Annotated in this window: 11 protein-coding genes; 6 read left to right on the top strand and 5 right to left on the bottom strand. The window is 67.6% G+C overall.

Translation table 11 applies throughout. The features are described from left to right. The first annotated feature begins 8 nt into the window (after positions 1-8). On the top strand, positions 9-257 hold the full coding sequence (locus KUG41_RS03645) for a hypothetical protein (RefSeq protein ID WP_216901196.1): 249 nt from the start codon (positions 9-11) through the stop codon (positions 255-257). Here KUG41_RS03645 and KUG41_RS03640 read toward each other — a convergent pair. After that, a complete protein-coding gene (locus KUG41_RS03640) occupies positions 239-2,386 on the bottom strand; it encodes an acyltransferase family protein (RefSeq protein ID WP_216901194.1) in 2,148 nt (715 codons plus the stop codon). The two genes, KUG41_RS03645 and KUG41_RS03640, sit on opposite strands and share 19 nt — an antisense overlap. Before the next feature lie 126 nt (positions 2,387-2,512). Between KUG41_RS03640 and KUG41_RS03635 the strand changes: the two genes are divergently transcribed. Genes KUG41_RS03635 through ribD form a run of 3 tightly spaced genes read left to right on the top strand, consistent with a single transcriptional unit; the run spans position 2,513 to position 6,638 of the window. Continuing rightward, positions 2,513-5,035: a GH116 family glycosyl hydrolase gene (locus tag KUG41_RS03635; protein WP_216901192.1), complete on the top strand. Its 2,523-nt coding sequence runs from the start codon at positions 2,513-2,515 to the stop codon at positions 5,033-5,035. Further along, positions 5,032-5,538, top strand: a complete 507-nt coding sequence (locus KUG41_RS03630; protein WP_216901190.1) for a DUF3122 domain-containing protein — start codon at positions 5,032-5,034, stop codon at positions 5,536-5,538. The genes KUG41_RS03635 and KUG41_RS03630 overlap by 4 nt, the downstream gene beginning before the upstream one ends. Next, positions 5,505-6,638, top strand: coding sequence for a bifunctional diaminohydroxyphosphoribosylaminopyrimidine deaminase/5-amino-6-(5-phosphoribosylamino)uracil reductase RibD (gene ribD, locus KUG41_RS03625; RefSeq protein ID WP_371734015.1), 1,134 nt, complete (start codon positions 5,505-5,507; stop codon positions 6,636-6,638). The genes KUG41_RS03630 and ribD overlap by 34 nt, the downstream gene beginning before the upstream one ends. Here ribD and KUG41_RS03620 read toward each other — a convergent pair. Further along, entirely contained in the window at positions 6,606-7,631 is a 1,026-nt protein-coding gene (locus tag KUG41_RS03620; RefSeq protein WP_216901188.1) for a hypothetical protein, read from the bottom strand. The genes ribD and KUG41_RS03620 overlap by 33 nt on opposite strands. A gap of 617 nt (positions 7,632-8,248) precedes the next feature. On the opposite strand from KUG41_RS03620, the gene KUG41_RS03615 reads away from it, so the two are divergent. Next, positions 8,249-9,247, top strand: a complete 999-nt coding sequence (locus KUG41_RS03615; RefSeq protein WP_216901186.1) for a glycosyltransferase family 61 protein — start codon at positions 8,249-8,251, stop codon at positions 9,245-9,247. Positions 9,248-9,262: 15 nt separating this feature from the next. Here KUG41_RS03615 and KUG41_RS03610 read toward each other — a convergent pair whose 3' ends face one another. Genes KUG41_RS03610 through KUG41_RS03600 form a run of 3 tightly spaced genes read right to left on the bottom strand, consistent with a single transcriptional unit; the run spans position 9,263 to position 10,697 of the window. After that, on the bottom strand, positions 9,263-9,745 hold the full coding sequence (locus KUG41_RS03610) for a DUF427 domain-containing protein (protein WP_216901184.1): 483 nt from the start codon (positions 9,743-9,745) through the stop codon (positions 9,263-9,265). A 5-nt stretch (positions 9,746-9,750) separates the two neighbouring features. Then, complete coding sequence (locus tag KUG41_RS03605) at positions 9,751-10,005, bottom strand: Nif11-like leader peptide family RiPP precursor (RefSeq protein WP_216901182.1); 255 nt, start codon at positions 10,003-10,005, stop codon at positions 9,751-9,753. 26 nt (positions 10,006-10,031) lie between these two features. Next, the gene (locus tag KUG41_RS03600) at positions 10,032-10,697 is read right to left on the bottom strand and encodes an SOS response-associated peptidase (RefSeq protein WP_216901180.1); all 666 of its coding nucleotides are present in this window, start codon (positions 10,695-10,697) and stop codon (positions 10,032-10,034) included. A gap of 115 nt (positions 10,698-10,812) precedes the next feature. On the opposite strand from KUG41_RS03600, the gene ftsH reads away from it, so the two are divergent. Beyond that, positions 10,813-12,708: an ATP-dependent zinc metalloprotease FtsH gene (ftsH, locus tag KUG41_RS03595; protein WP_216901178.1), complete on the top strand. Its 1,896-nt coding sequence runs from the start codon at positions 10,813-10,815 to the stop codon at positions 12,706-12,708. Positions 12,709-12,726 lie beyond the last annotated feature (18 nt).

The following is a 12,726-nucleotide window of genomic DNA, read 5'->3' as shown; positions in this document are numbered from 1 at the left end:
CACTGCCCATGAGTGATCGACGTCAGCGGATCCATGCCCTGGTCCTGGCCCTGCTGGCCCACCAGGACGATCTCGAACTGCTGGACGACGACCGGGGCAGTGGTGGCGGCCCGCTCGGAAGCGGTGGGGATCCCGGCAGCTGGCTGGAGCGCAACCGCCGGGTGGTGCAGCGCTACCAGTCGCTGGTGCGCAGTGCCGTCACCCTCGATGCCCTGATCGAGCAGGAACTGGCCAACGATCAGCTGGCAGGCGGCTGATCCCCGCCCCGGGGGCTGGGCTGCGGGGGCCGCAGGCCCTGCAGGAACCCCATCAGCCGGGGGTGGAGCAGCAGGACCCCCGGGTTGGTGAGGTGGGTGGCATCGCTGTAGAGAAGAACGTCCCCCCGGTAGGTGGAGCAGGAGGACGCCCCGGGGGGGCAGAGGCTGTCGAAGGGGCGGAACAGAGCGGTCCCCGGGGTGGTGGCGACGAGCTGCTCGAGGAACTCATCAAGGGGCCGCAGCCGGTCGATCTCTCCCTGGCGGGACACCAGCAGGGGCCGGCATTGGGAGGCGGTGGCCCAGGCGGGCCGGAACCACTCCCGCTGGCAGAGCGTCAGCGGACCGCTGACCTGGTTGGTGGGAAACGTGGGCATCGACGCCACGATGACCAGCCCCGCCCCCCGCTGGCCCAGGGAAGCGGCCAGGCTGCGGATGGCGGTGGCGTAGGAGCGCTCCGCCTGTCGGCGCTGCTCCCCCTCCAGAGCGTGGAAGTAGCCGGCCAGGTTGGACACCAGCAGGAGCTGGTCGCCGGGGGCGAGGCGCGGCAGCAGACGCTGCAGCTCCCCGGCGGCGTAGGGCTGGCAGTGGCGGTAGCGCTCCAGCCCGTGCCGTGCCCCGGACCAGGGCGAAAAGTGGGGAACCGGGCAACCCCCGCGGGCCCGGAAGCCCACGCTGTAGCGGCCGTCGGCCAGGATCCTGCCGCCGAGCGGGATCAGCATGTGGGTGAGACTGTCCCCGAGGAAATACAGGGTGGGCCGGCCCGGTCCCCCCTGGGCCCTGCAGAGCGCGGGCCGGTCGTCGGTCGTCACTGGATCGTTCGGTTCCTCAAAGCAGTGCACCGTGTCGACGGTCGTGCCGTCGATGCGCTTCATGTTCACCGTGCCGCCGACGGTGTGGCTCCGCTCGCCGGCGAAGAGACGGCCCATCAGCGGACCCTGGAGGCCCAGGGTGAAGGCGGTGGCCAGGACGGTCATCGCCGGATAGGCCAGCCCGGTGGGCCCCAGAACGGGAAGGGAGGGGTGGCCGTAGCGGAACAGGCACTCCAGCCGGTAGGAGAGCGCCGTGCAGAGGATGGTCACCACCAGAATCGGCAGCAGGGTCAGGGGGGTGACCCCCACCGTCCAGCGGGCCAGCACGATCACCGGCCAGTGCCAGAGATAGAGCGAATAGGAGACCAGGCCGATGGCCAGGCTGAGGGGATGGCAGAGCCAGCGGCCGATGCCGCCCGTGGGCCGCAGCAGGATCAGCAGGGCCGCCGTCAGTGCCGTCGTGCCCAGGGTGGTGACCAGCCGCCAGGCTTCCGGCAGCAGCAGCAACCCCAGCAGGGCCAGCAACGCCAGCAGGCTCAGGAGACCGCGCCAGCGGTGCAGGGCCAGCCGCTGGCCCAGGTCGCGGGCACTGCCACTGCCCCGGTGAAGCAGATAGGCCCCGCAGCCTGCCGTCAGTTCCCAGAACCGGGCAGGGGTGAGGAAGAAGGCCCGCTCGGGGTTTCCGCCGAGGCTCAGCCCCAGATAGAGGGCCAGGGAGGCCACCAGGAGCACGAGGCTGAGGATCTTGAGCCGCCGCAGGCCGCCGCCGGCGCCGCTGGCCACCCCGAGCCCGCAGAGCAGGAGCACCGCCGGCCAGGCGAGATAGAACTGCTCCTCCACACCCAGCGACCAGGTGTGCACGAAGACGTTGAAGTGATTGTCGGTGGCGAAATAATTCGAGCCCTGCCGGAGCAGGTAGAGATTCGAGACACCGAACAGGGCGGTCGTACCGGTCCGCATGATCGGCGCGAAGAAATCATCGAGCGGGGAGACGAACAGCGAGAACAGCACCGATACGACCGAGACGTTCACCACCAGGGCCGGCACCAGCCGCCGCACCCGGCGTGCATAGAAACGACGCAGGAACGACCAGCGGCTCTCGTCATGGCGGGCCAGCAAGGACGAGGTGACCACGTAGCCCGAGATCACGAAGAAGATGTCCACCCCCAGGAATCCTCCCGGCAGCCAGCGGACGTCGAGGTGATTGATCAGCACCGCCAGGACGGCCACGGCCCGCAGCCCGTCGATCTCCGGGCGGTAGGCCGGTGACCGTTGCTGCGGAAAGAGATCCGCACCGAAAAGACGCGTCAGCGGATTCACGCCATCGAACCGATTGCAGGCAGGGTACCGGCGGTCCACCGGCGCTTCCGCCCCTCCCCGACAGCGGCAGCCGGCTCCGCGGCGGCTGCGGGCCTCTGACAAGCTGGGCCCACCCTCAGCACCCCGATGCCGCCGTTCGGCCTCTCCGCCCTCCGGAACCTGGGCCGCGGTGGCCCGTCCCGTTGGCAGGCCCCCGCCGCCAGCTGGCAGCGACCCTTCGGCCTGGGCTGGGAGACGCCCTACACGGTCCGCTACGCCAGCAACATCGACGACGGCCCCAACCACGGCATGCCCCTGGGGGGGTTCGGCGCCGGCTGCATCGGCCGGGCCCCCGACGGCAGCTTCAACCTCTGGCACCTCGATGGCGGCGAGCACTGGTTCGGGCAGATTCCCGACTGCCAGTTCGCCCTGTTCGAAAGCGACGGCCAGACGAGCCGCGCCCATGCCCTGGCCACGTCGCCGGCCGGCGACGACAGCCGCGGTGCGGCCGGCGGTGACAGCCCATCGCCTCTGAGCGCCTGGCAGTGGTACCCCGCCAGCACCCCCGAGCACAGCACCGGCACCGTGGCCGCCCGCTACCCGGTCTGCGCCTGGAACCACACCGGCGTGTTCGCCGCCGAGGTGAGCAGCGAAGCCTTCAGCCCGATCCTGCCCGGTGACTACCGGCGCACCAGTTATCCCGTCGCCGTCTTCGTCTGGACGCTGCGCAACCCCACTGACCTGCCGCTGGATCTCTCGCTGCTGCTGAGCTGGCGCAACACCAGCGGCTGGTTCACCAACACCGACCCGGCGGCGGCGGTCCACTTCCGCGACGACGGCAGTCCTGAGCACAACTACGTGCCGGCGATCGGCGCCAGCGAAGGCCAGCGCAACCGGCAGGTCGACGCGCCCGGTCTGCGCGGCGTTCTTCTGGAGGGGGCCGTTTCGGAACCGATCGCCGAGGGCCAGGGCCAGTGGTGCCTGGCAGTGCCCGACGAGGCCACGGCGGGCCTGGAGGGGGTGGAGCTGTTCCGCTGCAGCCGCTGGGATCCCAGCGGCGACGGAGCGGAGATCTGGGCACCCTTCAGCCGCGACGGCTCCATCCCTGAAAGCGACAACGACCGCCGCAGCCGGGCCCACGAACCCGCCAGCGCCGCCCTGGCGGTGCGCTGCCGGCTGGAGCCCGGCCAGAGCCTCGAGATTCCGGTGGTGATCAGCTGGGATCTGCCGGTCACCGCCTTCGCCACCGGTTGCCGGGCCCTGCGGCGCCACACCGATTTCTTCGGCGGCGGCGGCGACAACGCCGCCGCCATCGCCGCCGAGGCCCTGCGGGACTGGCGCCAGTGGCGCGAGGCGATCGCGGCCTGGCAGGCGCCGGTGGTGCAGCGCCACGACCTGCCGGAGCCCCTGCGCATGGCCCTGCTCAACGAGCTCTATGACCTGGCCAGCGGGGGGAGCCTCTGGACCGCCGCCACTCCGGACGACCCGGTGGGACGCTTCGGGGTGCTGGAGTGCCTGGATTACGCCTGGTACGAAAGCCTGGACGTGCGGCTCTACGGCTCCTTCGCCCTGCTGCAGCTGTGGCCCGAGCTCGACAAGGCGGTGCTGCGCAGCTTCGCCCGCGCCATCCCCGCCGCCGATGCCACGCCGCGGCCGATCGGCTGGTACTTCACCCAGGGACGGGGCCGGGTGGAGGCCCCCCGCAAGGTGGCCGGGGCCACCCCCCACGATCTGGGCGCCCCCAACGAACGCCCCTGGGATGCCACCAACTACACCGCCTACCAGGACTGCAACCTCTGGAAGGACCTGGCGAGCGACTTCGTGCTGCAGGTCTGGCGCACCTACAGCCTGGCACCGGGGGGCCGCGACATCCGCTTCCTGGCCGCCTGCTGGCCGGCGGCGGTGACCGCCCTCGACTACCTCAAGCGCTTCGACATCAACGACGACGGCCTGCCCGACAACGGCGGCGCCCCGGACCAGACCTTCGACGACTGGCCCCTGCAGGGGGTGAGCGCCTACTGCGGCGCCCTCTGGATCGCCGCCCTGGAAGCGGCCCTGGCCATCGGCCAGCAGCTCCAGCTGGAGCTGGGCCTGGACACCGCCGAGGAGCAGCGGCGCTTCGGCAGCTGGCTGGAGCAGTCGCGGGGGAACTTCGACGCCCTGCTCTGGAACGGCGAGTACTACGCCATCGATGCCGGCAGCGGTACGCCGGTGGTGATGGCCGACCAGCTCTGCGGCGACTTCTACGCCCGGCTGCTGGGCCTGCCGCCGGTGGTGGCCGACGAGCGGGCCCTCTCCGCCCTGGGGGCGATCCGCCAGGCCTGTTTCGAGTCCTTCGAAGGCGGTCGCCTGGGGGTGGCCAACGGCCTGCGCCGCGACGGCACACCCCTCGATCCCCAGGGCACCCACCCCCTGGAGGTGTGGACCGGCATCAACTTCGGCCTGGCCGCCTACTACCGGCTGATGGGCCAGAGCGCCACCGCCTTCGCCATCAGCGGCGCCGTGGTGCGCCAGGTGTACGAGGGGGGTCTGCAGTTCCGCACGCCGGAGGCGATCACTGCCTCCGGCACCTTCCGGGCCTGCCACTACCTGCGGGCCATGGCGATCTGGGCCCTCTGGGCCACCCACACCGGCTGGCAGCCGATCCCCGGTGCGGAGCGCCAGCCATGAGGAGAGCGCTGCGGGGGGCGGGGGCCTGGCTGGTGACCCTCTGCGTGGCTCTGGTGCTGGGCACCGCGGCGGCACCGGCCCTGGCTCTGGTCCATGCCCACCCGGACGAGAACGGCACGCCGGTGGTGCGCAGCCTGGAGAGCCTGCGCGACCTGGACGACCAGAGCTGGCAGGTGGTGGCCTACAGGGAGGGTCCGCCGGGCGGCCCCCTGCGGCTGCGGATCGTGGGCTATCCCGGCAAGGTGCGCATCGATCACCCCACCGACCTGGAGGTGCGCAGTGGCCGTCTGGCCTGGCAGCTCGAGGACGTGACCCTGGCCAGTGCCGCCCTGGCCGGCGACACCCGTGCCGCCGCCGCGGAATTCGACCTGGCGCCGCTGCTGGCCGACCTGCACCAGGACCGGCCCCTGCGGCTGCGGCTGCCGAAGGTGTTCAACGAGATGGCGGTGCCGCCCTACGTGGTGGCGGAATGGCGAAGCCTGCAGGACGCGGCGGGGGTGTGAGCCGGCCCTCCCCCTGGACCGCCTGGATGGCCAGGGCCCTGCAGCTGGCCTCTCTGGGGGCGGGCCACACCAGCCCCAACCCCCTGGTGGGTGCCGTGGTGCTGGACGCCGACGGCCAGCTGGTGGGGGAGGGCTTCCACGCCCGCGCCGGTGGCCCGCACGCGGAGGTAGGGGCCCTGGCCCAGGCCGGGGAGCGGGCCCGGGGCGGCACCCTGATCGTGACCCTGGAGCCCTGCTGCCACCAGGGCCGCACCCCCCCCTGCAGCGAAGCGGTGATCGCCGCCGGCATCGCCCGGGTGGTGCTGGCCATGGCCGATCCCCATCATCTCGTGCGTGGCGGCGGCATCGCCCGGCTGCGGGCGGCGGGCCTGGAGGTGATCGAGGGGGTGGGCGAAGCCGAGGCGCGCCGGCTCAATCGGGCCTTCCTGCACCGGGTGGCCACCGGCCGACCGCTGGGAATTCTCAAGTGGGCCATGAGCCTGGATGGCCGCACGGCCCTGCCCAACGGCGCCAGCCAGTGGATCAGCGGCCCGGCGGCCCGGGGGTGGGTGCACCGGCTGCGGGCCCGCTGCGATGCGGTGATCGTGGGGGGCGGCACGGTCCGGGCCGATGATCCGCTGCTCACCAGCCGGGGTCAGCGCGATCCCGAACCCTTGCGGGTGGTGCTGAGCCGGAGCCTGGATCTGCCGGAGAAGGCCCGCCTGTGGGACACGACATCGGCAAGGACCCTGGTCGGCCACACAAACGATCTTTCCGCGGAGCAGATGCAACTACTGAAGGGACTTGCCGATCGTGGGGTGATGGGCTGTCCATTGACGGTGTGTGAACCATGGGCCCTGATGGAAGAGCTCGCTGGGCTGGGGTGTAATCAGGTGCTGTGGGAATGCGGGCCTGAACTCGCCGCTGCGGCACTGAAGCAGGACTGCATCCAAAGCGTTTCAGCTGTGATCGCCCCAAAACTTCTGGGGGGACGTCCCGCCAGGACTCCCCTGGGGAATCTTGAGCACAGCTCGCTCGATGACCTCCCTCGATGGCATCTGAATGAGGTGGCAACCCTGGGGCCTGACCTAGTGTGCTGGGCCCGACCGGAAGGATCTTGAAGGTTCATAGTGGATGAGGAGATCCATGCGATCGGTACTCCCCATCCACAGCTTCTGAAAATCGGGGAGATTGAACATCTTGACATGAACGTTTCTTCCCGTGAGCATCCTCGGATTCAAATGCTCCACAAGAAAGAGGTTGCTACAGTAATAGGTGTCCAGGCAGCTGGAGAGAAGCGACGCGGCCATGGGGAATGTTGTGACACCTGAAGAGGCCAGATACTTAGCGGATCGAAGCCGCTGAAAATCTTCGATCACGGATCCGGAGACCACTTCAACGGCGCGAAACAGAGAAATGATCTCTTGAGCCATGAAATGCTCTTCACCGGGCTCCATGACAATCAGAAGGCTGTCGTGAAATTGTCTCAGCCATCGATAAAAACAAAGTGGATTAGGGATGTAATAATCATGGCAAAGACTCCCGACATCACCGGCTCGAAGATGGAGCACAAGATGGTCGGATAGCGGCGGACTGCGGAATGATGACTCAATGACATTGGGCCGAAGATAGCTTTGGGAGATTCGCCAAAGACTGGCTTCCATATGCTGTCGGGAAAGCAGGCAGTCCCGCCTTGGACGCAGCTCAGTCCTGAAATGCATTCGAGAATAATCTCTGACGTCAAAGGCATACTCAGTGAAGTGAAAAAAACGCCGTCTAACGACTCCATCAATCAACTGATCAGGGTCTCCGAAATCAAGGGTGAACGGTCGTATCAGTCCTGAAAGTCGACACGATTCAAGGAATTCTTCGTCAATCTTGACGACTCCATGGAAAGTCTCTGCGTGTGAGATGGCTGCCAGTATCTGCTGAATGTTATTTCCCGCACGTCCATAGGGGTGGGTGATGGCAAAGCGCAACTTCTTCGAAGAGAATTGATAGAGCCAGTAAAGCCAGATGTCCCGAAGTAACCGTGTGCCAACCAGAAATCGTCTGGCGGAAAACCAGTAGAGTCTCCCAGGTATCGTCCGGATAAATGTTTTGGATTCACGCATGATGGCATTTCAAAGCTTCTGAGCCGCCACCATTAGGTGCGGACATTCTGTCTATTGGAGTACTCAAGGCTAATCCCGCATGGCCTTGAATTGATGATGTCATCATCTTGATGGAACAGCTTTGCCTTGCCGCCACAGCCGATGGCCTCCTGAATCCACAGATCAGCGGGCAGGCGGATGGTCCATTGGAGGCGGTGCCAGCCACGGGCCCCATGCCAAGAGCTATCACGTCGGTTCGAGCACAGGTCTTCCAGTTCTTGTGAAGGGCGCTGCCGGCCATTACTGGGAGGAATCCTGAGGGCAAGTCAGCTTATGGAGCCTCCTCGGTGAATCGTTCGGAACCTGAGCAGCGATGCATTGCGCCCTGTCAACGGCAGTTCCGGGCGGCTCACCCACTGAACCCTCCTTGATGTCGCCTCCTTGATTGCGGAATCGGCATCACATCATAACCAGGAATCCTCAGTATCCTGAGCACCCTCCCCCCAGCGGCCTGATGAATGAAGCGATGACACGCCGTTTTCGCTGACATGGGAATGGCGACGACGGCACGGGTCCCTGAGGCAAGTGAGCAGCAACCCTGGGTGGAGCTGTTTGGACCTGAACACTGCCAGTACCACGTGGACGACCCTTGGGGCCAGCCCACAGGCCGGTTGGCCCAGTACCTGGTGCCGATCACGATCGATCCTCAGGCCTATGGGGTGCATCCACAGGCCCATTTTGTGGGTGCCGATCTCGTGGGAGTCGACAGGAATCGACGCATCGTGGAGGAAACGCTCCATCTCAAGGAACTTTCCGTGGCCCGTCGGCGGCGTCTCGTGCTGCGCAGCCTCCTGCCGAAGGGCGGCAGCATTCCGGCCTCCGTTTGCAGCCTGGTGGATATGCGTCGCTGGTCGGGGGCCTATTTCCACTGGTTTCTTGATGCCCTGCCCAGGCTGATCGCCGCGGACGACCACAGCGCCCGCAGCGGTGAACCAACGCGGGTGATCGTACCCGCCAGTCTCCGGCCCTGGCAGGAAGAATCCCTCGCCCTGCTTGGGGTGGAGGCCGAGCGTCGGCTGCCCCACCTCCCGCCGCGAAGGGGTGGCCTGGAGGTCCGGCATCTGATCGCCGGGGTCGCCCACCGTTGGCAACGTCAAGGGTTGGCCCCCTTCGATGCCATCTCCCCCTGGGCGATCCGCCAGCTTGCCCAGCGCTTCGCCGAAGCCGTTCCGATCCACTCCGCTGGAGCGACACCGAAACGCCTCTTTCTTTCCCGTCGCGGAGCCTCCAACCGGGCGGTGGTCAACGAGGACGCTGTAATGGAAATCCTGGAACCCCATGGCTTCGTCGCCCTCCGCTGTGAGCGTCTGTCGCTCGTCGAACAGATCAGCATCTTCCGGGACGCTTCTCACATCGTTGCCCCCCACGGTGGCGCCCTCACCAACCTGATCCACGCCCGGGGCGGCCATCTGCTTGAGCTCTTCCAGTCCAACCATGGAGTGCGGCCGGAGTTCTTCCAGCTGGCCTCGATCAATGGTGTGGCTTATCGCTTCCTGCTGTGTTCGAATGTTTCCGGAGGCAATGACATTCGTGTGGATGTCGACCGCCTCAAGGAATGGTTGGGGATGACTCTGTGAACCCAGCTTTGAAGTTCAGCGCAGTTCCGGGTGCAGGGGATCGCCCTTGAACGGTCCCTCCACGTCACTGGTGATCCAGCCGCCGTAGAACCCACCGGGTTGGGGAATCACCCGTTCCCCATCCACCCAGCAGCCGTCCATCAGCGACGGATAGCAAGCCAGCCAGCCGGCCAGGGGCGCAAAGGGCGGCGTGGGCGCGGGGTAACTCCAGACCGCCCGGCGCAGACGGCGCTCGCCGCCCTCCCCGTCGGGCGCCAGCAGATCGAAGTAACGGGCCAGCCCCTTCCATTCGCAGAAGCTCGTCCCCTCCGCCAGCTGCAGCAGGGTCGTGTCGACGTCGTCGGGGTGAAGGTAGAAGACGGGGGGATGGAAGGTTTCCAGCACTCGCAGGCTGCGGCGCGTGTCGCACCAGACCCGCCCCAGGGTCTTCACCCGCACGTGCCGCTCGCAGGGGACCAGGGCCGGGGGACGGGGATAGGCAGCGACGCGTTCGACCATCAGGCTCAGCCGGGAATGAAGTGGCGCAGGCGCCGGGCTTCCGCCCCGGCTCTGGCCTGCAGTTCCTCATCGCTGAGGCTGGCCTCGGCCCGTTGCTGGGCCGCGATCACGTCGGCCTCGTCGACGCCGAAACCTGCACCGCGGGCCAGGGCCAGGAACGCCGCCAGATCCGGCGGGTCGGATGGATCATGCAGGCGACGGTCCAGGGCGGCATCCCCCCTGGCGTGGGCCAGGAAGGCATCCAGCTGGTCGAGGCTCATGGGATCGCCACTGACGGAACTCCTGTCTAGCGGCTGACGGAATCCCCCGGCATCCGCTCCAGCTTCACCGCCTCCCAGTCCGCCGGATCCCAGGGGGCCATCAGGGGCTCCAGGGCCCGCAGGGCCGGGCCATCGACGGGCTCCAGCCAGGCCTCCTCCAGCCCGTCGGGGATCACCACCGGCATGCGGTCGTGCACCCGGGCCAGCAGGTCGTTGGGGGCGGTGGTGAGCACCACGCAGCTGTCCAATTCGCCCCCGTCGCCCCCCAGCCAGCGGTCCCAGAGCCCACCGAGCCAGAAGGGGGCCTGATCGCGGCGGCGGAACAGCCAGGGCTGCTTGACCGTCCGGCCGGCCACCGTCCTGGGCTGCCACTCGTAGAAACCGTCGGCCGGAATCAGGGCCCGGCGGTGGCGCCAGGCGCCGCGGAAGAAAGGTTTCTCCATCACCGTCTCGCTGCGGGCATTGATGGGCCGGCGGCTCTCCAGCGGATCGCGGCACCAGTCCGGCACCAGCCCCCACAGGGCCAGGCCCCCCTCCAGCCGCCCGTGTTCCTGCCGCTGCAGAAGCACGGGCTCCCCCGGCCGCACCTGGGGCCGGGGGGCGTAATGCTCCACCAGCCCGGGGGGGAGGGTGCCCCGGAGGCGCGGCAGCAGCCGGTCGATGCGGGTGGTGAGGGAGTATCGGCCGCACATCGGAGGGGGGAATCCAGCGGAGCAGTGGAGCCGGGCGTTCGGTTCTCCCGACTCCCTGGCGGAACGTGAGGCGACGACCAGGCCTAGCTTGGGCCCACCCGAGGTTGATCGCAGCATGGCCATTCGTCAGGACGACAACCGACCCACCCGACGCTTCGGCCTGGTCAACGCCCTCCTGATCGGTTTCGGCGTACTGCTGCTGTTCAGCAACTTCCTGCCCAATCCGGCCACCCAGGTGCCACGGGTGCCCTATTCCCTCTTCATCGATCAGGTCAACGACGACAACGTCAAACGGGCCTACATCACCCAGGACCAGATCCGCTACGAGCTCACCAAGGCCCCTGAGGAAGGAGCCCCCACGGTGCTCTCCACCACACCGATCTTCGACATGGATCTGCCCCAGCGCCTGGAGCAGCACGGTGTGGAGTTCGCTGCCGCCCCGCCGAAGCGGCCCAGCTTCATCACCACGGCCCTGAGCTGGGTGGTGCCGCCGCTGATCTTCATCCTGGTGCTGCAGTTCTTCGCCCGCCGCAGTGGCATGGGTGGCGGAGGCGCCCAGGGGGCCCTGAGCTTCACCAAGTCGAAGGCCAAGGTGTACGTGCCCGATGAGGAATCCCGGGTCACCTTCGCCGATGTGGCCGGTGTGGATGAAGCCAAGACCGAGCTCACCGAGATCGTCGACTTCCTCAAGACGCCCCAGCGCTACATGGACATCGGCGCCCGCATCCCCAAAGGGGTGCTGCTGGTGGGCCCTCCCGGCACCGGCAAGACGCTGCTGTCGAAGGCGGTGGCCGGAGAAGCGAGCGTGCCCTTCTTCATCATCTCCGGCTCCGAATTCGTGGAGCTGTTCGTGGGCGCCGGCGCCGCCCGGGTGCGCGATCTGTTCGAAGAAGCCAAGAAGAAGGCTCCCTGCATCATCTTCATCGACGAACTCGATGCCATCGGCAAGAGCCGCTCCGGCTCCATGGGCGTCGTGGGCGGCAACGACGAACGCGAACAGACCCTCAACCAGCTGCTCACCGAGATGGACGGTTTCACCGCCCAGGACAAGCCGGTGATCGTGCTGGCGGCCACCAACCAACCCGAAACCCTTGATGCCGCCCTGCTGCGGCCCGGCCGCTTCGACCGCCAGGTGCTGGTGGACCGGCCCGACCTTTCCGGCCGCAAGATGATCCTCGACATCTACGGCAAGAAGGTGAAGCTGGCCGAAGGGGTGGATCTCGACAAGATCGCCCAGGCCACCAGCGGTTTCGCCGGCGCCGACCTGGCCAACCTGGTCAACGAGGCCGCCCTGCTGGCCGCCCGGGTGTACCGCACCACCGTGGAGCAGGGGGATCTCAACGAAGCCATCGAGCGGGTGGTGGCGGGTCTGGAGAAGAAGAGCCGGGTGCTCCAGCCCGATGAGAAGAAGGTGGTGGCCTACCACGAAGTGGGCCACGCGATCGTGGGTCACCTGATGCCCGGCGGCAGCAAGGTGGCCAAGATCTCGATCGTGCCCCGTGGCATGGCTGCCCTCGGCTACACCCTGCAACTGCCCACCGAGGAGCGCTTCCTCAACTCGAAGGAGGACCTGGAGGGCCAGATCACCACATTGTTAGGCGGGCGCTCCGCCGAGGAAGTGGTGTTCGGGGAGGTGACCACCGGCGCCGCCAACGACCTGCAGCGGGCGACGGACATCGCCGAGCAGATGATCGGCACCTACGGCATGAGCGAGACCCTCGGCCCCCTGGCCTACGACAAGCAGGGCGGCAGCCGCTTCCTGGGCGGTCAGTCGAATCCGCGCCGGGCCGTCAGTGACTCCACCGCCCTGGAGATCGACAAGGAGGTGCGCGGCCTGGTGGACCGGGCCCATGAGCGGGCCCTGTCGATCCTGAACCACAACCGCGATCTGCTCGAAACCATTTCCCACAAGATCCTGGAGAAGGAGGTGATCGAAGGGGAGGAGCTCAAGGACCTGCTGGCCTCCAGCCAGATGCCCGAGGCTCCGGTGCTTGAAGGGGTCACCGTCTGAGCCCCAGGCCTTCCCGCC

Source organism: Synechococcus sp. CCY 9618, assembly GCF_019038415.1.
GTDB lineage: Bacteria > Cyanobacteriota > Cyanobacteriia > PCC-6307 > Cyanobiaceae > Cyanobium.
This window is presented reverse-complemented; position numbering and strand designations above follow the sequence as displayed.